Origin of the sequence: Kocuria sp. CPCC 205297 (assembly GCF_040981035.1) — a bacterium.
In the GTDB taxonomy this organism is placed as follows: Bacteria; Actinomycetota; Actinomycetes; order Actinomycetales; family Micrococcaceae; genus Kocuria; species Kocuria marina.
On record NZ_JAVKPY010000008.1, the window covers coordinates 147871 to 168237 of the forward strand.

Here is a 20367-nt window from a genome sequence, read left to right on the forward strand (position 1 = left end):
GGCCGCGGACCGTGCCCTGTTCGGTGCAGGAAGGGGGTTCAAGGCGCTCCGTTCGGCCACAGGTGACCGCCGGCGAGAGCGCCGGGGGGACCAGAAGGGGACCACGAAAAACGACCGCCGGACATGATGAAGCCCAGGTGAGAAACCTGCTCTCACCTGGGCTTTTCTGTCGGGATGACAGGATTTGAACCTGCGACCCCTTGACCCCCAGTCAAGTGCGCTACCAAGCTGCGCCACATCCCGCGACCGTGTTCGACACCGTTTCCGGCCCCGAACACCCGAGTTACATTACCCCAACCCTGCCCGAATTTCACATCGGCGCGAGCGACTCGCGAGCCGCCCGCGCCGAATGGAAACCGAGCCAGTAGGGGCAACCACTCAGCGCTTGCGCTGCCGCTTCTCCCGCACCCGCATGGTGACCTCCAGCGGGGTGCCCTCGAAACCGAAGGTCTCACGGATCCGACGCTGGATGAACCGGCGGTAACCGGGGTCCAGGAACCCGGTGGTGAACAGCACGAACTTGGGCGGCCGGGAGGCCACCTGCGTCCCGAAGAGGATCCGGGGCTGCTTGCCGCCGCGCACGGGGTGCGGGTGGGCCGCCACGATCTCGCCCAGGAACGCGTTGAGCCGCCCGGTGGGGATGCGGCGGTCCCAGGAGTCCAGGGAGGTGTGCAGCGCCGGGACCAGCTTGTCCTTGTGCCACCCGGTCTTGGCCGAGAGGTTCACCCGGGGAGCCCAGGACACGTGGGCCAGATCCCGTTCGATCTCGCGTTCCAGGTAGAACCGGCGCTCGTCGTCTAGGGTGTCCCACTTGTTGAACGCGAGCACCAGCGCGCGGCCCGAGTCCACGGCCATTTGCAGGATGCGCACGTCCTGTTCGGAGAGCACCTCGTCCACGGCGAGCAGCACCACGGCCACCTCGGCGCGTTCTAGAGCGGTCTGGGTGCGCAGCGACGCGTAGAAGTCCGCCCCCTGCTGCAGGTGCACGCGGCGGCGGATGCCGGCGGTGTCGATGAAACGCCACGGTTCCCCGCCGAGCATCACGATCTCGTCCACGGGGTCACGCGTGGTGCCGGCGGTCTCGTCCACGACCACGCGCTCGGAACCGGCGAGCTTGTTCAGCAGGGAGGACTTGCCCACGTTGGGCCGCCCGATCAGGGCCACGCGGCGCGGTCCACCCTCGAGCTCGGCCTCGGCCACCTCCGAGTACTCGGGCAGCGCCGCCACGAGGGCATCCAGCGCGTCGCCAGAGCCCTTGCCATGCAGCGCGGAGACCGGGAACGGCTCCCCCATGCCCAGGGACCACAGCGCGGTGGCCTCGATCTCGAGCTGCGGGGAATCCGCCTTGTTGGCCACCACGATGATCGGCTTGGTCACGCGCCGCAGCATGGACACCACGGCCTCGTCGGTCGCGGTGACCCCCACGGTCACGTCCAGCACGAGCAGCACGGCGTCCGCGTTCTCCACGGCCAGCTCCGCCTGATCGGCCACGCGCTTGTGGATGCCCTTGGCGTCCTGCTCCCACCCGCCGGTGTCCACCAGGGTGAAGTTCTTCCCGTTCCACTCCGCCTTGTAGGACACGCGGTCGCGCGTGACGCCCGGGGTGTCCTCGACCACGGCCTCGCGGCGCCCGATCACGCGGTTGACCAGTGTGGACTTGCCCACGTTGGGCCGGCCGACCACGGCCACCACGGGGTCGGGGCGGCGGGCGTCCCGCTCGTCGTCGCCGTCGACCCAGTCCGCGAGCAGCGCGGCGTCCTCGTCGTCCAGCTCGTAGTCGGCCAGCCCTTCGCGCAGGGCCTGCGCACGGGCCTCGGCCTCGGCGTCGTCGATCGCGGCCAGGCGCTGGGAGATGTCCTCGTTGCCCCCGCCCAGGACTGACTGTTCGTAGGAGTCCACCGTGGGCTCGTCCGATGCGCTCATGGTTACCTCGCTTCCTCGGGGGCGTTGGCGCCCGTGTCGTGAGGCGCGGCGAGCGCCCCGTCGTGTGTGGTGGTGCGGATGATCAGGTCGATCACGCCTTGCACCGTTTGTTCCATGGTCAGTTCGGAGGAGTCGAGCAGGTGCACACCGTCCTGCGCCGTAGTGAAGTTCACCACGGTGGAGTCCTTGGCGTCCCTGCCCACCACACGGGCCTCCAGGTCCGACGACGCCGCTGCGCCCACCTGTTTGCCCCGCCGCGCCATCCGCGCGGCCTCCGAGGCGGTCAGCAGGATCCGCACCTGGGCGTCCGGGGCCACGACCGTGGTGATGTCCCGGCCCTCGGCCACGATCCGGTACCCGCTGTCCCGGATGATGTCCTGCTGCATGCGCACCAGGACCTCGCGGGCGGGGATGGTCGTGGAGACCGCAGAGACGTGGTCCGTGACCCGGTTACCGCGGATCGCCGTGCGCACGTTCTGCCCGGCCACCGTGATCCGCTCCTCGTGGGGATCGGTGCCCATCTCCAGGGGGACGGTCTCGGTTGCGGCCGTGATGGCTTGCGGATCGGTGAGATCCACCCCGGATTCGAGGCACCACCAGGTCACCGCGCGGTACATGGCTCCCGTGTCCAGGTAGGCCAGGTCGAAGCGGCGGGCCACCTCCTTGGACACCGAGGACTTCCCGGAGCCCGAGGGCCCGTCGATCGCGACCACGAGTCGCGCGTTCGTGTCCCATGCGTTCATCACTGCACCACCTTCCAGCCGCGTTCCTGCAGCTCGTCCACGAGGCCTTCCCGGCGGTTGGGATCCACCGAGGCCACGACCAGGCCCACCGGTTGCCCGGGTGAGTGCTCCAGGCGCAGGTCCTCCAGATTGACCCCGATCTCCCCGATCTCCGTGAGCAACTTGGCAATGGTCCCGGGGGTGTCGTCCACGGCCACGGTGAAGGTCGCGAAGGCCCGCGGTGCCCCGCCGTGCTTGCCGGGGATTCGCGCCTGGCCCGCATTGCCCTCGGCCATGAGTTGGGCGATGTCCAATCGCGCGCCGTCCGCCGCCGGGTCCTCCAGCGTGGCGATGAGCCGTTCGATGTCCTCGCGCACCTCGTACAGCGAGCGCACCACGGGCCGGGCGTTCGCGGAGAGGATCTGCACCCACAGACCGGGGTCCGAGCCCGCGATCCGGGTGGTGTCCCGCAACCCCTGCCCGGCGAGGGACAGGTGGTGCAGCGGGGTGTCCTGCAACCGGGAGGCCAGCAGGGAGGACATCACCTGCGGTACGTGGGAGATCAGCGCGACGGTCTCGTCGTGTTCGGTGGGGTCCAACACCGTGATCGTGGCGCCGAGGTCCACCGCGAGGTTCTTCGCCGCCGTGATGGCGCCCGCACCGGTCTCAGGACCGGGGCAGATCACCCACGGCATGGATGTGAACAACTCCCCGCGCGCGGCCACGGGCCCGGACTTCTCCCGCCCGGTCATGGGGTGGGTCCCCACGTACCGGGTGAGGTCCGCACCGGACGCCGTGACGGCGGCCAGGATGGGGGCCTTGACGGAGGCGATGTCCAGCACCGTGGCACTCGGGTGATCGGTCAGTGCCTGCACCACGAGCTCGGCCACGACGTCCGGAGGGGCCGCGACCACCACGAGCACGGGCTCGGGCACGTCCCCGCCCGCGGCGCGCACGCTGCGCCCCGCGCCGATGTCCTGGGCCACGGCCTCCGTGGTGGGCGAGGAGTCCCGCAGGTACACGCTCACACCCAGGTGCCGCAGGCCCAGGCCGATGCTCGCCCCGAGCAGACCGGAACCGATGACCAGCACCGGTCCGGTCGTGGATGCTGTCACGGGAACCACGATCACATCCCCACGGACGCGAGGAGGTTGCCCACCTCGGTGTGCGAGAGCTTGCGCACGGTGCCCTGGCGCTGGTCCCCGATCGCAATGGGGCCCACGTGGGTGCGCGCGAGCTTCTCCACGGGGTGGTTCACGGCGTCGAACATGCGGCGCACGATCCGGTTGCGCCCGGAGTGCAGCACCACCTCGATGAGCACGTGCCCGGGGGTGGAATCCACGAGGCGGAAGTCGTCCACCTTCGCATCGCCGTCCTCGAGCCGGATGCCCTGCTTCATCTGATTGCCCACGCCCTTCTCCACGGGCCCGTGCACCTGGACCAGGTACGTCTTGGGGACCTCGTAGGAGGGGTGGGTCAGGCGGTTGGTGAGTTCGCCGTCGTTGGTGAGCAGCAGCAGACCCTCGGTCTCCACGTCCAAGCGGCCCACGTGGAACACGCGTTCGTGCTTGCGCGGGTCCAGGAAGTCGCTCACGCAGCGCCGGCCGTCCGGGTCCTCCATGGTGGAGACCACACCGGCGGGCTTGTTGAACGCGTAGTAGACGAGCTTCTCGTCGGTCTGGATGCGCATCCCGTCCACGTGCACGGCCTGCAGCACAGGATCCACGCGCACGCCCAGCTCGGTGACGATCTCACAGTCCACGGACACGCGCCCGTCCTGGATCATCTCCTCGCACACGCGCCGGCTCGCCACACCCGCCTGGGCCATGAGCTTCTGCAGCCGCACGCCGTTCTCGTCGTGCACCTCCAGCCGGTCCACGGGCGGGTTCTTGGGACGACGACGCCGGTGCGGGCCGTGCTCCTTGATCGCCGCCGCGCGGCGCTCGTACTTGTCCACGCCCGAGAACGCGCGGGGCTTCTGGGGTCCCTTGCGGGACGCCGCGGCCTTGGGCTTGCCCGCCGCCTTGCCGCGCCCGGCACCCGGGCCCTTGGAGTAGCCGCGCCCGGCTGCGTCGCCCGAGCGGGATCCGGAGGCCTTACCGGGACCCGAGCGGAAGCCGGCCTTGGGCCCGGATTTGGAGCCCTTGCCGCGACCCTGAGGGCCGCGGGCTCCCCCGCCGCGGGATGGGTTGTTGCGTGATTGTGCCATGCGTCGATCAGTCCTCTATGTCGTCAAGTTGGTCGGTTCCCGGCAGCAGGGGTGCGATGTCCGGGAGCTCGTCCAGCGAGCCGAGACCGAGTTTTTCCAGGAAGAGCGGGGTGGTGGAGTACAGGACGGAGCCCGTGGCCTCCTCGCGCTCGTGGGCCGTAAGCAGCCCGCGCTGCACCAGGGTGCGTACCACGCCGTCCACGTTCACGCCGCGGATCGCCGAGACGCGGGAACGGGAGACCGGTTGCAGGTAGGCCACCACGGCCAGGGTCTCCAGGGCGGCCTGCGACAACCGCGAGCTGCTGCCCTCCACCACGAAGTCCGTGACGAGCTGCGCATGCTTGCTGCGGGAGTAGATTCGCCACCCGCCGGCCACTTCGCGCAGTTCGAAACCACGCACGCGGGCGGCGGGCACGGCGTCGTCGCGGGAGGCCGACCGTCCATCATATCCGGCGGCGCCGTCCCGTGGTGAGTGCGCCGGGGTGTTTCCGATCACGCCGTCGTAGTCGGCCTTGAGGTGTTCCAAGGCGCTGCGTACCCGGTGCACGGGCTCGCCCGTGACGCGCGCGAACTCCTCGAGCTGCACGGGGGCCGCGGCCACCATGAGCACGGCCTCCAGGGCCGAATACAACTGCGCGTCGTCGAGCCCTGTGGGCTGTTCCGAGTCGTGGGTGTCGACGATGTCGACAATGGGGGGTCGTGCGGGGCTGGGTTCCGCCACGCGCTCATCATCTCCTTCGGTACGGTTCACACCGATCCTGTGCGGGAATCATTCTCCCAGGTTTTGCTCCCCGGCGCTCGCCGCCGGATCCGCCTCCGCGCCCGTGTACTCGCTGCTCAGGGACTCGGCGGTCCAGTCGTCGGAGCCGTCCCAGCGCACGAGCAGGGGTCCGAGCACCTCGTCCTGGCGCATGCGCACCACCCGGTCTCGGTACATCTCGAGCAGGGCCAGGAACCTCACGACGATCACGAGCGTGGACGTCGCGTCCGCGATCAGTGACCGGAACGTGTGTTCCTCGCCGTCCCGCAGCGCCTCGGCGATCGTCTCGGCCTCGTCCGCGACCCGTACCCGCGCGCCGTGGAGGTGAGCGACGTCGACCTCTTCCGGGACGTGCCGCTCCGGGTCCAGCGCCACGACGGCCAGGTGCGCGAGCTGATCGGGTGTGAGCGTCCACATGAGCGGCGGCAGGGCCGTGACGACCGCGGGGTCCAGGTCCACGTGGCGCGGGATCCGCACGGACTCCGCGGCGAAGCGCGCGTTGAGCTGCCCCGCGACCTCCTTGAACGCCTTGTACTGCAGCAGGCGTGCGAACAGCAGGTCACGCGCTTCGAGCAGTTCGACGTCATACTCGTCCTCGACCTCGCCGCGCGGCAACAAGCGCGCCGCCTTGAGATCCAACAGGGTGGCCGCGACCACGAGGAACTCGCTCGCCTCGTCGAGCGCCTTGGGCGAGGCGATCTCCTGCAACTCTCGCACGTACTGGATGAACTCGTCCGTGACCGCGGACAGGGACACCTGGGTGATGTCCATCTCGTGCTTGGCGATCAGGGACAACAGGACGTCGAACGGACCCTGGAAGTTCTCGAGCGCCACGGTGAAACCCGCGGCCGCCCCGGACGGCGCGTCCGACGGCTCGCCGGAGGACCCACCCGACGCCGCATTCGCCTCGAGCTCGACGGTGCTCACGAGTGCGTGGGGATCACGGCGCCCCGCCGCGCGAGATCAGCTCGCGCGCGAGCTGACGGTAGGACTCGGCACCGGGGTGGTTGCTCGCGAAGTTGAGGATCGGCTCCGCGGCGACGGTGGCGTCCGGGAACTTCACGGTGCGCTTGATGACGGTGTCGAAGACCTTGTCCCCGAACGCGTCCACGATGCGCGCGATGACCTCGCGCGAGTGCAGGGTGCGGGAGTCGAACATGGTGGCCAGCACGCCGTCGATCTGCAGCTTGGGGTTGATCCGCTCCTGGACCTTGGAGATCGAATCCACGAGCAGTGCGACCGCGCGCAGCGCGAAGAACTCGCAGATCAGCGGGATGATCACGCCGTGGGAGGCCGTGAGCGCGTTGACCGTGAGCAGCCCCAGGGACGGCTGGCAGTCGATCAGGATGACGTCGTAGTAGTCCTCGACCTTGCGCAGCGCGGACGCGAGCACCTGCTCGCGGGCCACCTCGGTCACGAGCTGGACCTCCGCGGCGGAGAGGTCGATGTTGGCGGGCAACAGGTCCACGTTCTCCACATGGGTCTGCTGCACCACGTCCCACACGTCCACGGAACGGTCCATCATGACGTTGTAGATGGTCAGGTCCAGCTCGTGGGGGTTGGACCCGAAGCCCGCGGACAGCGCGCCCTGCGGGTCGAAGTCCACGAGCAGCACCTTGCGCCCCAGCTCGGCGAGCGCGGCCCCCAGGTTGATCGTGGACGTGGTCTTACCCACCCCGCCCTTCTGGTTGACCATCGCGATGATGCGGGCGGGGCCGTGTTCCGTGAGCTCGGGCGGGTCCGGGAAGGTCCGCACGGGGCGGCCGGTGGGGCCTACGGCGTCCGACGCCGGGTTCTGCTGGGGCGTCTCATCACTGGCGTTGCTCACGTGCGACAGCCTTCCTTCCTGGGCGTCCGTTCAAGTCTCAACGCCCTACCCTACCGCCCGGGGGTGCACCCGGCCGGTACCAGCTGCGCTCCCCCGCACGAACGTGGACATGCACCGGGCCCCACCGCGGTGACGGCGGGGCCCGGTGCGGGGGCTCGGCGGCGTGACCTGGGGAGTCAGTGCTCCCTCGGGGTCACGGGCCGGGATTCCGGATGTCCCTCCAGGGCCTGCTCCGGGGCGGTCGGGGAGCCGTGCGGGTCCACCGTGAGGGATTCCTCGTCGAAGGGCTCGGCACCCGAGAGCACCCGGCGCACCCGGTCCTTGTCCACCTGCTTGACCCACGTGCCCAGCACCAGGGTGGCCACCGCGTTACCGGAGAAGTTGGTCAGGGCGCGGGCCTCGGACATGAAGCGGTCGATCCCCACGATCAACCCCACGCCGTCCACGAGGTCCGGGCGGTGGGACTGCAGGCCGGCGGCCAGTGTGGCGATGCCCGCGCCGGAGACACCGGCCGCACCCTTGGACGCGATGATCATGAACAGCAGCAGCGTGATCTGCTCCCCCAGCGCCAGCGGCTTGCCCATGGCGTCCGCGACGAACAGCGCGCCCATGGTCAGGTAGATCGCGGTGCCGTCCAGGTTGAACGAGTAACCCGTGGGCACCACCACACCCACGACCGGCTTGGACACACCCAGGTGCTCCATCTTGGCGATCAACCGCGGCAGGGCCGCCTCGGAGGAGGACGTGGAGAAGATCAGCAGGTACTCGCGGGCCAGGTACCTCATGAGCGAGAAGATGTTGACCCCGGAGACGAGCTTGAGGATCAACCCCAGGACCACCACGATGAACAAGATGCACGTGACGTAGAACGCGAGCATGAGCCCAATCATGGACACGATGGCTTTCATGCCGGTGGCACCGACCACCGCGGCGATCGCCCCGAGCGCACCGATGGGTGCGAGCCACATGACCATCATGAGCAGCCGGAACACGACCGCCTGGATGTAGGTCACGGCCTTGAGCACGGGCTTGCCGGACTCCCCCATGGCCTGCAGTGCGAAGCCCACGAGCAGCGCGACCAGCAGGGTCTGCAGGATGTTCCCGGAGGTCAGGGCGGAGAACAGCGTGGTGGGGACGATGCCCAGCACGAAGCCCACGGCACCGCCCTCGGCCGAGTGGTCTCCCCCGGAGGCCAGCCCCGAGGAGTCGTAGTGCGCGTTGGCCAGGTCCAGTCCGGATCCGGGCTGGACGATGTTGCCGACCACCAGACCGATCGCGAGCGCGAACGTGGACATCACGATGAAGTAGGTCAGCGCGAGCCCACCCACCTTGCCCACCGTGGCGGCGTGGGCGATGGACCCCACCCCGAGCACGATCGTGCAGAAGATCACTGGCGCGATCATCATCTTAATCAGGGCGATGAACCCCGTGCCGAGCGGCTTCAGCGCCACACCGACGTCCGGGAACAACAACCCGATCAGCGCGCCGAGCACCACGCCGGCGATCACGAAGATGTAGAGGTAGTGGGTGCGGTCCTTCTTCCGCGGACCGGCGCCCGCGGCGCGGGCTCCCCCGGGGACGCTGCCCCGGACGCGCGTGTCTGACATGGTGTCTCCTGACGGATCGGAGGTGGTTCGGTGGTGGAATGGTGATCAGCCTCACGCACCATCCGCGCCCGCGTCGCGTTGTGGTCATATCGTTCATGACCGGGATCACAGTGCCCGCCGCGGACCTCCCGCTGCCCGCCCGTACGACCCGCCCCATTCGCTCGGAGCCGCCATGTCCCTCGCCCGCCGTTTCCTCGCCCTGCAGTTGGGGCTCGTGGTGGTCATCTCGCTCGTGGTGGCCGGTGTGATGGTGTGGCAGACCCACACCCGGGTCACGGAGCAGGCCCAGGCGGTCACGCGGGTGGCCACGGGAACACTCGTGGACGATCCGTTCGTGCGGGACGTACTGCTCTCCTCCGACCCCCACCCGAGGCTGCAGGAGCTGACGAGCACCCTCGAACGGGACACCGCGGTGGACTTCATCACGATCATGACCCCGGACGGCACCCGGATCACCCATCACGACGAGGGCCTCGTGGGTCAGCAGTACCTGGGCGACCGTTCGCAGGCGCTACGCGGCGAGGTGCACACCGCGACCGAGGTGGGTCGGCTGGGTCCCTCCGTGCGCACGATCGCGCCCGTGCGGGACCGGGACGGGACCATCATCGGACTCGTGTCCTCGGGGGTGCTCGTGAACCGGATCGCCGCGGAGAGCCGCCACGAGCTGCCAGGACTCGCCCTGATCGTGGGTGCGCTGCTCGCGGCGGCCTCGGTGGTCTGCGTTCTGGTGGCGCGCTACCTCAACCGCGTCACGGACGGGCGCTCCCCCGAATCCCTCGTGCGCGGTCTCGCGCTCAACCGCGCGGTGCTGTCCCGCGCACGGGAGGGGCTCGTGCTGCTGGACCCCGCCGACCGCCCGGTGCTGAGCAACACGCGCGCCGGTGAGCTGCTCGGCGTCACCCCCGGCGAGCAGCGCGGCTCATCGCCGGAGGACGCCCGCTTCGAGCCGTACGACAACGCCCGCTCCGGCCCCGGGAGCCCACGACGCGGTCGCGGTCTCTCGGGTTCACGCGGGATCGCCCGACGACGACGCCGCCCCGCCGCCGAGCCCGTGCCCCCGGCCGTGGCCGAGCTGCTCGCCCGGGCGGGCACGTTCGCGGACGAACGCTGCACCGTGGCAGGACGCACCCTGGTGGCCTCGTGCACCCGGGTCTCGGAGGACTCCGGGCTGCGTGTGCTGATGGTCCAGGACCAGACGGAGCTGAGCAGGATGTCCGGCGAGCTGGACACCGTGCGCACGATGGCCGCCGGGCTGCGCGCCCAGACCCACGAGCACGCCAACCGGATGCACACCGTGGTCTCGCTGCTCGAACTCGAGCGCTACCCGCAGGCCCGGGACTTCGCGGCCTCGACCCTCGAGGGCTCAGTGCGATTGGGTGTGACCGCCCGGGAGATCGAGGACCCGTACGTCGCGGCATTGCTCGCGGGTAAGACCGCCACGGCCCACGAACGCGGCGTGGAACTCGTGGTCGTGACCCACGAGCGGGTGCCACCGCTCGCCGTGGACCCCTCCGAGCTCGTGAGCGTCCTCGGCAACCTCGTCGACAATGCCGTGGATGCGGTCAGCGATGTCGAACGGGACGAACGTCCGGACGACGAACCGCCCACCGTGGAGGTGGAACTCGTCCCGTCCCGAGACGGGCGGTTCGTGCACCTCACGGTCGCCGACAACGGGCCCGGCATCCGAGCGGACGTGCGGGAGCGGCTCTTCGACCCCGGGGTCACCACCAAGCCCGCCACGGACGCACCCCGCGGGGTGGGCCTGGACGTCGTGCGCCGGGCGGTGGAGGGCTGGGGTACCGAACTCACGGTGTCCCACGAGGCGGGCGCCGTGTTCTCGGTGGACATCCCCGCGCAGCACCCCGCCCTCGATCGGAAGGAGAACCGATGATCCGCGTGCTCGTGGTGGACGACGAAGCCCTGACGGCGTCCGCGCACGCCGAGTACGTGGCCCGCTGCGCGGGATTCGAGGTGGCAGGGGTCGCGCGCAACGGCACGGCGGCCGTGCGCGCGGTGCGGGAGCGGGCGGCGTCGTCGGCCCCGGTGGACCTCGTACTGCTGGACCTCACGCTCCCGGACATCTCCGGGCTCGAGGTGGCCCGGGCCCTGCGAGCACAGCGCGCGGCCGTGGACCTGCTGATCGTCACCGCACACCGGGACGTGGCCACGGTGCGGGACGCCACCGCGGTGGGGGTGGTGGGCTACCTCGTGAAACCGTTCACCTTCGACGAGCTGCGGCGCAAGCTCGAGGCCTACGCCGCCTACCACCGGGTGCTCGCGGCGGCCACGCCGGACGACGCCGCGATCGAGCAAGCGGAGCTCGACCGGATCTTCGCCGCCCTGGTTGCTCACCCCGCTCCCACGCCGCCCAAGGGTCTCGCTCCCGACACCCTCGAAGCGGTCGCGGGATTCCTGCGGGAGGCCTCCGACTACCACTCCGCGGGTGAGCTCGCCCGTGAACTGGGGTTGTCCCGTGTCACGGCACGGCGCTACCTCGAGCACCTGTGCGCGGCGGGGTCCGTGGAGCGGCGGGCGCGACACGGCACCCCCGGGCGCCCCGAACTGGAATACGGGTGGCGCCGCTGAACCCAGCGGCGCCACCCGTCACGTGGTCGATCGGTCGTGGGGGGGGGGGACTACTCGGAGGTCACGGCGCTGCTTTCCGCGCGGGCACGACGGCGCTCCCGGCGCCGTCGTGCGAGCGGGACGTGGACCCTGGCCACGAGCCCGCGGTGCGCGCGGTGCCTCAGCATCTTCATGGGCCCCGGTGCGGGTACGGCGCGCGTAGAACGCGGCCACCAGCCCGAGCACGCCGAAGGGCACCAAGGACGAGGTCCCGTAACGGGACAGGGAGCTCGTGGTTTCCGCCCACAGGGTGCGGCACGCGATGTCCAGGGGCAGGCCCACCAGGAACCCCAAGGCGCCCACGAGGAACAGGCCCAGACCCATCGTGAACATGATGGGGATCTCGAAGCGCACGGCCACGAAGGTCCCCAGGCCTTCCGCGACCATCCCCCGTACGACTCGGTGTTGCGCAGCCCACCGCCGCCGTTGCCGACGGCGCCCAGGAACTGCTGGACCTCCTCCGGGGAGAGCCCGTGCTGGATGGCGAGCGCCTGCACCTGCTCGGGAGAGGCAGCGGAGGGTAAGCGTTCGAGGTCCGCGAAGAACTGCTGGGAGATCTCCTGGGACCCGGAGGCTCCGTCCGCGGGAGCGCCCTCCATCAGGGCGCCCTTCATGGGCACGCCGCTCGGGGGCGCGGTGGCCCCGTTGACCGGGGCGGGTGCGTTGACTTTCGCGGCGGCGTCGCTGGCGCCAATGGAAGAACGGCTCGAGGACTGGCCGGGCAGCAGGGTGAGCACCGTGATCATCACGGCGTGCAGCGCCAGGCCGATCCAGAGCCAGATCTTCTAGGCCTGGGGACTCGTGGCCAGCACCGCCGCGACCACCAGGGCCGCGAGACTGCTTACGGACGAGCTCGACAAGAGCCAGATGTTGGTCAACAGGGTGCCCAGGATCGCCAGGCCGCGCAGGACGTCCAGGGCCACGAGCCGTCTGCTCATACTCAGGGCGAGGGCCTGGATCCCCGTCCACCGCACCTGCCGAGTCACCGGACGGCGGGTGGCAACACCCCGCGAGCGGTCCCTGACCGCGCGGGCGGGGAGTGTTTGTGCGGAGTCAGAGTGTCTACGCGACTGCCGAGTGCCCGCGCGGATCCTGTCGGTCCGCGCGAGCCGCTACCCCTGCTCGCGCGGTGCCAGCACGGCGTGCAGCGCCTCAAGTACGGAATCGTCCTCGATGGTCGAGGGCACCGTGTACTTCTCCCCGTCCGCCATCTGACGCATGGTCTTGCGCAGGATCTTCCCCGAGCGGGTCTTGGGCAGGGCGTCCACCACGGCCACGTCCTTGAAGTCCGCCACGGGCCCTATCTGCGAACGCACCATGCCCACGAGGTCCTCGCGCAGCTTCTGGGGTTCGATGTCCGATCCGGTCTTGAGCACCACATACCCGCTGGGGCGCTGACCCTTGAGGGGATCGTTCACACCGATCACCGCGCACTCGGCCACGTCCGGGTGGGTCGCCACGACCTGCTCCATGTGCCCCGTGGACAACCGGTGCCCGGAGACGTTGATGACGTCGTCGGTGCGGCCCATCACGAACACGTACCCGTTCTCATCGATGTAGCCCGAGTCCCCCGTGGCGTAGTATCCCGGGAACGCCGAGAGGTAGGAGGACACGAACCGCTCGTCGTTGCGCCACAGGGTCACCAGGGTGCCCGGCGGCAGGGGCAGCCGCACCGCGATGTTGCCCTCTTCCCCCGGACCCAGCGGCTCACCCACGGGGTCGAGGATCTCCACGTTGAACCCGGGCACGGGGACCGTGGGCGAGCCCGACACTATTGGCAGCTTCTCGATCCCGAAGGGGTTGGCGCAGATGGCCCACCCGGTCTCGGTCTGCCACCAGTGGTCCACCACGGGCACCCCGAGCACGTCCGAGGACCAGCGGTGGGTCTCCGGGTCCAGTCGCTCACCGGCCACGAACAGCGCCTGCAGCGAGGAGATGTCGTATTCGCGCACGAGGTCCCCCTGCGGATCGGCCTTGCGGATCGCGCGCAGCGCCGTGGGGGCGGTGAACAGCACCTTGACCCCATGCTCGGCCACGCGCTTCCAGAAGGCCCCGGCGTCCGGGGTGCCCACGGGCTTGCCCTCGTAGACCACGGTGGTCGCGCCGGCCAACAGGGGCCCGTAGACGATGTAGGAATGGCCCACGACCCATCCCACGTCCGAGGCGGTCCACATCACGTCCCCGGCGCCGATGTCGTAGATGTTGCGCATGGACCAGCTCAGGGCCACCGCGTGCCCGCCGTTGTCCCGCACCACGCCCTTGGGTGTGCCCGTGGTGCCGGAGGTGTAGAGGATGTAGAGCGGGTCGGTGGCCTTGACCGTCACGGGCTCCGCGGGCGTCACGCCGTCCTGCGCCTCGGTCCACGACAGCCACGCGGGCCCGCCGTCGCCGGCCCGCTCGCGCGCCTGGGCCACGGTCGTGACGAAACCGTCCCGTTCGTGCACGAGCACCGCCGACGGCGCGTGGTCGCTCAACTGCAGGGCCTCCTCGATCGCGGGCAGGTACTCGATCCGGCGCTTGGGCTCCACGCCACCGGACGCGGTGACGACGACCACCGGGGCGGAGTCGTCCATCCGGCTCGCCAGTTCCTTGGGGGCGAAACCCCCGAACACGACGGAGTGCACCGCACCCAGTCGCGCGCACGCGAGCATCGCGATCAGGGACTCCGCCATCATGGGCATGTAGAGCAGTACCCGGTCCCCCTTGGCCACACCCTGGGCGGCGAGCGCACCGGCGAAGCGGGCCACGCGCTCCTGCAACTGCGCGTACGTGATGTGTTCCTGGGTGTCCAGCACGGCGGAGTCGTAGATCACTGCCGTGCGTTCCCCGTGCCCCGCGGCCACGTGACGGTCCACGGCGTTGACGCACGTGTTGAGCTCCCCGTCCGGGAACCACCGGTAGAGGGGCGCGGCGGAGTCGTCGAGTGCGCGGGTGGGTGGGCTCACCCAGTCCACGGCGTCGGCGGCGTCGAGCCAGAACCGCTCGGGGTCCTCCACACTGGAACGGTAGACGGATGCGTACGTGGCCTCGGACATGGCTTCCTCCGCGGGTGGTCGTGGTGAGGATCGGTGCCACCAGGATAGTGTCCCTGATCACACAAAACAAGAGCTTTGTATACACATGACGCCTAACCTCCTCTTAGTTCGGGAAAACTCTTGGATCATGACGGGCTCGTGTATACACTGAAGGAACTTTCGATCTTCAGGAGGAGCCATGCGAGCGGGTGAGCGTGCCTACCGCGAACTGCGCGCGGACATCGTGTCGTGGCGCCTGGTCCCCGGGCAGGTCCTGGGCGAAGTGGACCTCTCCGAACGGCTCGGCATCTCCCGCACCCCCGTGCGCGAAGCGCTGTCCCGGCTCACCGCGGACGGGCTCACCGAGCCGCACAACGGCCGCGGCGTCGTCGTCAGCGCCCTATCCGCGGACGACGTGCGCGCCCTCTACGAACTGCGCGACACGCTCGACTGCCGGGCCGCCGAACTCGCCGCCCAGCGCGGCGACCCCGAGACGTTCCGAGCGCTCGCGGACGGACTGTCCCACGCGGCGGAGCGGCTCTCGGACGACCCCGACCACCATGCGTACTACGAGCTCGTGGACCGCATGGACGAACAGATCGACGCCGCCGCGGGCAACCCCTACCTGCAACAGGCTCTCGAGAACGTGCGTCTGCACCTCGCCCGCGTGCGCCGGCTCGCCACCTCCGATCCGCAGCGGCTGGCCGCCGCGGCCGCCGAACACGAGGCGATCGCCCGCGCGATCGCGCACGGGGACGCACCCCTGGCCGTCGCGACCACGCGCGTGCACCTGAAGAACGCCCTGAGCAAGGCCCTCGGCTCACCCGCGCTCGCCGTGGCCCGCCCGGAGGCCTCCTGACCGGGGCGTACGCCCCACGAACCATCCGCAAACCCGCGGAGACATCCCAGAGACACCCCGCAGCGAAAGGAACGCCCGTGACCGTCGAACACACCGTGCGCACGTACTCGTCCAAGGAGGAACTGCCCCGCGAGGAGCAGCTCGCCCACAAGCTCGCGAGCGTCGCGACCGACCCGGTGGCCGTGGAGCCCGAGGTCGTGGACATGGTCATCAACCGGATCATCGACAACGCGTCCGTGGCCGTGGCCTCCCTCAACCGCGGGCCCATCGTCTCCGCGCGCTCGCAGGCCCTGTGCCACCGGGTCGTCGACGGCGGCGGCTTCTCGGGCACCGGCGCGCTGCTCTACGGCGCCCCGGACGACGACGCCGCGGTCTCCCCCGAGTGGGCCGCGTGGGCCAACGGCGTGGCCGTGCGCGAGCTGGACTACCACGACACGTTCCTGGCCGCGGAGTACTCCCACCCCGGGGACAACATCCCGCCCATCCTGGCCGTCGCGCAGCACGTGGGCAGCTCGGGCGAGGACCTCGTGCGCGCGATCGCCACCGGGTACGAGATCCAGGTGGACCTGGTCAAGGGCATGTGCCTGCACGAGCACAAGATCGACCACATTGCGCACATCGGTCCGTCCGCCGCCGCGGGCATCGGCACGCTGCTCGGCCTGGACACCGAGACCATCTTCCAGGCGATCGGTCAGGCACTGCACACGACCACCCAGACCCGGCAGTCCCGCAAGGGCGAGATCTCCACGTGGAAAGCCCACGCGCCCGCGTTCGCCGGGAAGATGGCGGTCGAGGCCGTGGACCGCGCAATGCGCGGGCAGACCTCCCCGACCCCCATCTACGAGGGCGAGGACGGCGTGATCGCGTGGCTGCTCTCGGGCCCGGAGGCCCGCTACACGGTGCCCCTGCCGGCCCCGGGTGAGCCCAAGCGCGCGATCCTGGACACGTACACCAAGGAGCACTCGGCGGAGTACCAGGCCCAGGCGTGGATCGACCTGGCGCGCAAGCTGCACCGCGAGCACCCGGAGGTCACCGACCCCGCCAACGTGGCCTCGGTGCTCATCAAGTCCTCCCACCACACCCACTACGTGATCGGTTCCGGGGCCAACGACCCCCAGAAGTACGATCCCACGGCGTCGCGTGAGACCCTTGACCACTCGATCCCGTACATCTTCACCGTGGCCCTGCAGGACGGCGCGTGGCACCACGTGGACTCCTACGCCCCCGAGCGTGCGGCCCGCCAGGACACCGTGGAGCTGTGGCACAAGGTCACCACGCAGGAGGACCCGGAGTGGACCCGCCGGTACCACTCCCTGGACATCTCCGAAAAGGCGTTCGGCGGTTCCGTGGAGATCACCCTCACGGACGGCACCGTGATCACGGACCAGATCGCCGTGGCGGACGCCCACCCGCTCGGTGCCCGCCCGTTCGCGCGGGAACAGTACATCACCAAGTTCCGCACCCTGGCCGAGGGCATCGTGGCCCCGGAGGAGATCGAGCGGTTCCTGGACGCGGTCCAGCGCATCCCCGAACTGGGTGCCGGGGAGCTCGGGCAGCTGAACATCACGGCCGCCGTGGAGCTGGAGACCTCAGCGAAGGGAATCTTCTGATCATGCTGTACACCACCGTGACCCCGGCCGAGAAGCGCGAACGGTTCCGCGAACTGCTCGCGGCCCCGGAGATCGCCCGTTTCCCCGGAGCGTTCACGCCCCTGTCCACCAAGCTCATCCAAGAGCAGGGCTTCGAGGGCGTCTACATCTCCGGCGGCGTGCTCGCCAACGAACTGGGCCTGCCGGACATCGGTCTCACGACCCTGACCGAGGTGGCCACGCGCGCCGGTCAGATCGCGCGCAGCACGGACCTGCCGTGCCTCGTGGACGCGGACACCGGATTCGGTGAGCCCATGAACGTTGCCCGCACCGTCCAGGAACTCGAGGACGCCGGCCTGGCCGGCTGCCACATCGAGGACCAGTTCAATCCCAAGCGCTGCGGCCACCTGGACGGGAAGAACGTGGTGGACACCGCCACGGCCACCAAGCGGATCAAGGCCGCCGTGGAAGCCCGCCGGGACCCGAACTTCGTGGTGATGGCCCGCACGGACCTGCGCGGTGTGGACGGACTGGATGCCGCGATCGACCGGGCCAAGGCCCTCGCCGACGCCGGCGCGGACGTGATCTTCCCCGAGGCCATGGCGGACCTCTTGGAGTTCGAGCGCATGGCTGAGGCCCTGGACGTGCCGATCTTGGCCAACATGACCGAATTCGGCAAGTCCCAGCTGTTCACCACGCAGCAACTGCACGGTGCAGGGGTGTCCATGATCATCTACCCCGTGTCCCTGCAGCGCCAGGCCCTCGGCGCCATGGAACGCCTGCTCACCACCATCCGGGAGGACGGCACCCAGCAGGCGCAGGTAGAGAACATGCTCACCCGTAAGCGGCTGTACGAACTCGTGGACTACAACGGGTACAACCAGTTCGATTCCGGGGTGTTCAATTTCGAGGTCCCCGAGACCCCGGACGCCTGAACCCCTCTGTTCCCACCACGCCAAGTGTGGTGTGGTGGGAACACTCAGTCCGTGCACGAGCCCGATCGTCGAAGGAGATCACCGTGGCCGATACCGAGATCCACAAAGGACTCGCCGGGGTGGTGGCTGACACCACCGCCGTGTCCAAGGTCAATGCAGAGACCAACTCGCTGCTCTACCGGGGCTACCCGGTGCAGGAACTCGCGCAGAACTGTTCCGCGGAACAGGTGGCGCTGCTGTTGTGGAACGGCGAGCTGCCGTCCGAGGACGAGCTCACCGCGTTCCAAAAGCTCGAGCGTTCCCACCGCGCGCTGACGCCCGAGCTCAAGCGCGTCATCGACGAGCTGCCCACCACGTGCCACCCCATGGACGTGTGCCGCACCGCCGCCTCGGTGATCGGCGCGCAGCACCCGCAGGCAGAGGACAACTCCCCCGAGGCGGAGCTGCGCAAGGCCCAGGAACTGTTCGCCGTCATGCCCGCCGTGGTGTGCTACGACCAGCGCCGCCGTCACGGCCAGGACCTCGTGGATCCCCGCGAGGACCTCGATTACTCCCAGAACTTCCTGTGGATGGCCTTCGGCGAGGAACCCGCCCCGGAGGTCGTGGACGCGTTCCGGGTGTCGATCATCCTGTACGCGGAACACTCGTTCAACGCTTCCACCTTCACGGCGCGCGTGATCACCTCCACGCTCGCGGACCTGCACTCGGCAGTGACCGGGGCCATCGGCGCCCTCAAGGGCCCCCTGCACGGCGGTGCCAACGAGGCCGTGATGCACACGTTCGAGGAGCTCGGGATCCGCAAGGACGAATCCGCCGAGGAAGCGGAGAAGCGCGCCAAGGAGTGGATGGACCAGGCGCTCGCGGAGAAGAAGAAGGTCATGGGCTTCGGCCACCGCGTGTACAAGCACGGTGACTCGCGCGTGCCCACCATGCAGGACGCCCTGTTCCGCATGCTCGAGCACTACGACCGGCCCGAGGTCCTTGGGCTCTACAACGGTCTGGCCAAGTCCATGGACGAGGCCAAGTCCATCAAGCCCAACCTGGACTACCCCGCGGGCCCCACGTACTGGCTCATGGGGTTCGATATCCCCGCGTTCACGCCCATCTTCGTGGCCGCGCGGATCGTGGGCTGGACCGCGCACATCATGGAGCAGCGCGCAAACAACTCGCTGATCCGCCCGCTCTCGGACTACAGCGGTCCGGACGAGCGTCACCTGTCCTGAGCTTGGGACACCACGACGGCCCGCCGCCCCTTCACACGTGAGAGGTGGCGGGCCGTCGTCAGTACTTCGGGGCCCGCGGCAGACCCATGTAGGACTCCACCGTCGCGGACCCGCTGTTCTTCACACTCGTGGCCGTGGCGGTGCCCACGTAGCGCAGGTGCCACGGTTCGTAGGCGTACCCGGTGGTTGCGGTGTGCCCGTTGGGGTAGCGCACCACGAACCCGTAGGTGTGCCCGTTCGCGGCGATCCACTTCCCCTGTGGGGTGTTGCCGAAGCACGGGAGCAGACCGCAGGTGGCCCCGGGGGCGCCCACGTCGATCGCGAGGCCGGTCTGATGTTCGGAGTGACCGGCCCGCGCGGAAATGGTGTCGGCGGTGGCCTGTCCGTACAGGGCCGTGTACTCGCGGTAGAGGCGCGCTTGGGTGCCGTAGTCGCGGTACCCGCTCACCGGGACCAGCGTGACCCCCTGTGCGGCCGCGGCACGGCTCATGCGCTGGTAGGCTGCTGCGGCGTCGTCCCGTAGCAGGACTCCCCCGCCCACCGAACGTAACGGAGCCGGGGCGTAGGTGCGCGGGGACAGCGGGCGTTTCTTGTTCACGACCACGGACACGCTGCGGGCATCGTCGATGTCCCGGTACACCCGCGCTCCTCCCTGGGCGGTCCAGGTGATGCGGCCGCGCTGGTAGCGGACCTCGCACGTGCCACCCGTGCAGGTCTCACGCGTCACGGGGTACCCCAGGGCCCCGTGCTCGGAGCCCTCCGCGCGCCACTTCGCCAGAATCCCGCCGCGCTGGGCACGCGCACCGGTCGTGGACGTCCAGTGGATCGTGCCCTTCTGGTACTGCCGATAGCAGCCGCGGTCCCGCAGGCCACAGCGTTCGGCGGACGTGGGCTTGCCCAACCATGCGCCGGGATTCGGCAGGGCGCGGTACTCGTTGTCGATCCCCGCCCCGGCGTGGGCCGGTACCATGCCGCCCACGAGCAGCAGCGCGGCCAACAGGGCGGTGAGCAGGGCCGGACGACGCATGACGGTTCGCATGAGGCCACGATAGATGCTGCGCGTGACGCGCGGT

At 69.7% G+C, this 20367-nt stretch carries 19 protein-coding genes and 1 tRNA gene; 7 read left to right on the forward strand and 13 right to left on the reverse strand.

The window, feature by feature from the left end; all coding sequences use genetic code 11:
- Nucleotides 1–169 precede the first annotated feature (169 nt).
- The 9 genes from RF650_RS09380 to RF650_RS09420 all read right to left on the reverse strand — a co-directional run bounded on the left by RF650_RS09380 (nucleotide 170) and on the right by RF650_RS09420 (nucleotide 9049).
- Nucleotides 170–243: transfer RNA gene (locus tag RF650_RS09380), tRNA-Pro, on the reverse strand.
- A gap of 135 nt (nucleotides 244–378) precedes the next feature.
- Nucleotides 379–1923, reverse strand: a complete 1545-nt coding sequence (gene der, locus RF650_RS09385; RefSeq protein WP_098055213.1) for a ribosome biogenesis GTPase Der — start codon at nucleotides 1921–1923, stop codon at nucleotides 379–381.
- A 2-nt stretch (nucleotides 1924–1925) separates the two neighbouring features.
- Entirely contained in the window at nucleotides 1926–2666 is a 741-nt protein-coding gene (cmk, locus tag RF650_RS09390; protein ID WP_368814751.1) for a (d)CMP kinase, read from the reverse strand.
- The gene (locus tag RF650_RS09395) at nucleotides 2666–3775 is read right to left on the reverse strand and encodes a prephenate dehydrogenase (RefSeq protein WP_368814752.1); all 1110 of its coding nucleotides are present in this window, start codon (nucleotides 3773–3775) and stop codon (nucleotides 2666–2668) included. Before RF650_RS09395 ends, cmk begins: the two co-directional genes overlap by 1 nt.
- The gene (locus tag RF650_RS09400) at nucleotides 3772–4854 is read right to left on the reverse strand and encodes a pseudouridine synthase (RefSeq protein WP_368814753.1); all 1083 of its coding nucleotides are present in this window, start codon (nucleotides 4852–4854) and stop codon (nucleotides 3772–3774) included. Before RF650_RS09400 ends, RF650_RS09395 begins: the two co-directional genes overlap by 4 nt.
- Nucleotides 4855–4861: 7 nt before the next feature.
- Entirely contained in the window at nucleotides 4862–5458 is a 597-nt protein-coding gene (locus RF650_RS09405; protein WP_242670698.1) for an SMC-Scp complex subunit ScpB, read from the reverse strand.
- Between the two features lie 165 nt (nucleotides 5459–5623).
- Complete coding sequence (locus RF650_RS09410; protein WP_368814754.1) at nucleotides 5624–6541, reverse strand: ScpA family protein; 918 nt, start codon at nucleotides 6539–6541, stop codon at nucleotides 5624–5626.
- Between the two features lie 13 nt (nucleotides 6542–6554).
- Nucleotides 6555–7442, reverse strand: a complete 888-nt coding sequence (locus RF650_RS09415) for a ParA family protein (RefSeq protein WP_064847382.1) — start codon at nucleotides 7440–7442, stop codon at nucleotides 6555–6557.
- Nucleotides 7443–7618: 176 nt separating this feature from the next.
- Nucleotides 7619–9049, reverse strand: a complete 1431-nt coding sequence (locus tag RF650_RS09420) for a cation:dicarboxylase symporter family transporter (protein ID WP_144996936.1) — start codon at nucleotides 9047–9049, stop codon at nucleotides 7619–7621.
- 172 nt (nucleotides 9050–9221) lie between these two features.
- Here RF650_RS09420 and RF650_RS09425 point away from each other — a divergent pair, with 172 nt between their 5' ends.
- Both RF650_RS09425 and RF650_RS09430 read left to right on the forward strand, forming a co-directional pair.
- On the forward strand, nucleotides 9222–10940 hold the full coding sequence (locus RF650_RS09425) for an ATP-binding protein (RefSeq protein ID WP_368814755.1): 1719 nt from the start codon (nucleotides 9222–9224) through the stop codon (nucleotides 10938–10940).
- Nucleotides 10937–11635, forward strand: a complete 699-nt coding sequence (locus RF650_RS09430) for a response regulator (protein WP_368814756.1) — start codon at nucleotides 10937–10939, stop codon at nucleotides 11633–11635. Before RF650_RS09425 ends, RF650_RS09430 begins: the two co-directional genes overlap by 4 nt.
- 18 nt (nucleotides 11636–11653) lie before the next feature.
- Here the strand turns inward: RF650_RS09430 and RF650_RS09435 are convergent, their stop codons facing one another.
- The gene (locus RF650_RS09435; RefSeq protein WP_368814757.1) at nucleotides 11654–12061 is read right to left on the reverse strand and encodes a hypothetical protein; all 408 of its coding nucleotides are present in this window, start codon (nucleotides 12059–12061) and stop codon (nucleotides 11654–11656) included.
- Nucleotides 12062–12286: 225 nt separating this feature from the next.
- Between RF650_RS09435 and RF650_RS09440 the strand changes: the two genes are divergently transcribed.
- Entirely contained in the window at nucleotides 12287–12463 is a 177-nt protein-coding gene (locus tag RF650_RS09440) for a hypothetical protein (protein WP_368814758.1), read from the forward strand.
- Here RF650_RS09440 and RF650_RS09445 read toward each other — a convergent pair.
- Nucleotides 12460–12660 carry a hypothetical protein gene (locus RF650_RS09445; RefSeq protein WP_368814759.1) on the reverse strand — a complete coding sequence of 67 codons (201 nt, stop codon included), beginning with the start codon at nucleotides 12658–12660 and terminating at the stop codon, nucleotides 12460–12462. The two genes, RF650_RS09440 and RF650_RS09445, sit on opposite strands and share 4 nt — an antisense overlap.
- 126 nt (nucleotides 12661–12786) lie before the next feature.
- A complete protein-coding gene (locus RF650_RS09450; protein WP_368814760.1) occupies nucleotides 12787–14709 on the reverse strand; it encodes an AMP-binding protein in 1923 nt (640 codons plus the stop codon).
- A gap of 178 nt (nucleotides 14710–14887) precedes the next feature.
- Here RF650_RS09450 and RF650_RS09455 point away from each other — a divergent pair, with 178 nt between their 5' ends.
- The 4 genes from RF650_RS09455 to RF650_RS09470 all read left to right on the forward strand — a co-directional run bounded on the left by RF650_RS09455 (nucleotide 14888) and on the right by RF650_RS09470 (nucleotide 19294).
- Nucleotides 14888–15547 carry a GntR family transcriptional regulator gene (locus RF650_RS09455; RefSeq protein WP_368814761.1) on the forward strand — a complete coding sequence of 220 codons (660 nt, stop codon included), beginning with the start codon at nucleotides 14888–14890 and terminating at the stop codon, nucleotides 15545–15547.
- A 77-nt stretch (nucleotides 15548–15624) separates the two neighbouring features.
- On the forward strand, nucleotides 15625–17157 hold the full coding sequence (locus RF650_RS09460; protein WP_239321723.1) for an MmgE/PrpD family protein: 1533 nt from the start codon (nucleotides 15625–15627) through the stop codon (nucleotides 17155–17157).
- Nucleotides 17158–17159: 2 nt separating this feature from the next.
- Nucleotides 17160–18071, forward strand: coding sequence for a methylisocitrate lyase (gene prpB / locus RF650_RS09465; RefSeq protein WP_368814762.1), 912 nt, complete (start codon nucleotides 17160–17162; stop codon nucleotides 18069–18071).
- Between the two features lie 83 nt (nucleotides 18072–18154).
- Nucleotides 18155–19294, forward strand: a complete 1140-nt coding sequence (locus tag RF650_RS09470; RefSeq protein WP_064845377.1) for a bifunctional 2-methylcitrate synthase/citrate synthase — start codon at nucleotides 18155–18157, stop codon at nucleotides 19292–19294.
- 58 nt (nucleotides 19295–19352) lie between these two features.
- Here RF650_RS09470 and RF650_RS09475 read toward each other — a convergent pair whose 3' ends face one another.
- A complete protein-coding gene (locus RF650_RS09475) occupies nucleotides 19353–20333 on the reverse strand; it encodes a D-alanyl-D-alanine carboxypeptidase family protein (protein WP_368814763.1) in 981 nt (326 codons plus the stop codon).
- Nucleotides 20334–20367: the final 34 nt, after the last annotated feature.

Coding starts and splice junctions, on each gene's coding strand:
- der (WP_098055213.1), bottom strand. CDS start 1,923: ATGAGCGCATCGGACGAGCCCACGGTGGACTCCTACGAACAGTCAGTC.
- cmk (WP_368814751.1), bottom strand. CDS start 2,666: ATGAACGCATGGGACACGAACGCGCGACTCGTGGTCGCGATCGACGGG.
- RF650_RS09400 (WP_368814753.1), bottom strand. CDS start 4,854: ATGGCACAATCACGCAACAACCCATCCCGCGGCGGGGGAGCCCGCGGC.
- RF650_RS09405 (WP_242670698.1), bottom strand. CDS start 5,458: ATGGTGGCCGCGGCCCCCGTGCAGCTCGAGGAGTTCGCGCGCGTCACG.
- RF650_RS09420 (WP_144996936.1), bottom strand. CDS start 9,049: ATGTCAGACACGCGCGTCCGGGGCAGCGTCCCCGGGGGAGCCCGCGCC.
- RF650_RS09425 (WP_368814755.1), top strand. CDS start 9,222: ATGTCCCTCGCCCGCCGTTTCCTCGCCCTGCAGTTGGGGCTCGTGGTG.
- RF650_RS09430 (WP_368814756.1), top strand. CDS start 10,937: ATGATCCGCGTGCTCGTGGTGGACGACGAAGCCCTGACGGCGTCCGCG.
- RF650_RS09435 (WP_368814757.1), bottom strand. CDS start 12,061: ATGGTCGCGGAAGGCCTGGGGACCTTCGTGGCCGTGCGCTTCGAGATC.
- RF650_RS09440 (WP_368814758.1), top strand. CDS start 12,287: ATGGGCACGCCGCTCGGGGGCGCGGTGGCCCCGTTGACCGGGGCGGGT.
- RF650_RS09450 (WP_368814760.1), bottom strand. CDS start 14,709: ATGTCCGAGGCCACGTACGCATCCGTCTACCGTTCCAGTGTGGAGGAC.
- RF650_RS09455 (WP_368814761.1), top strand. CDS start 14,888: ATGCGAGCGGGTGAGCGTGCCTACCGCGAACTGCGCGCGGACATCGTG.
- prpB (WP_368814762.1), top strand. CDS start 17,160: ATGCTGTACACCACCGTGACCCCGGCCGAGAAGCGCGAACGGTTCCGC.
- RF650_RS09475 (WP_368814763.1), bottom strand. CDS start 20,333: ATGCGAACCGTCATGCGTCGTCCGGCCCTGCTCACCGCCCTGTTGGCC.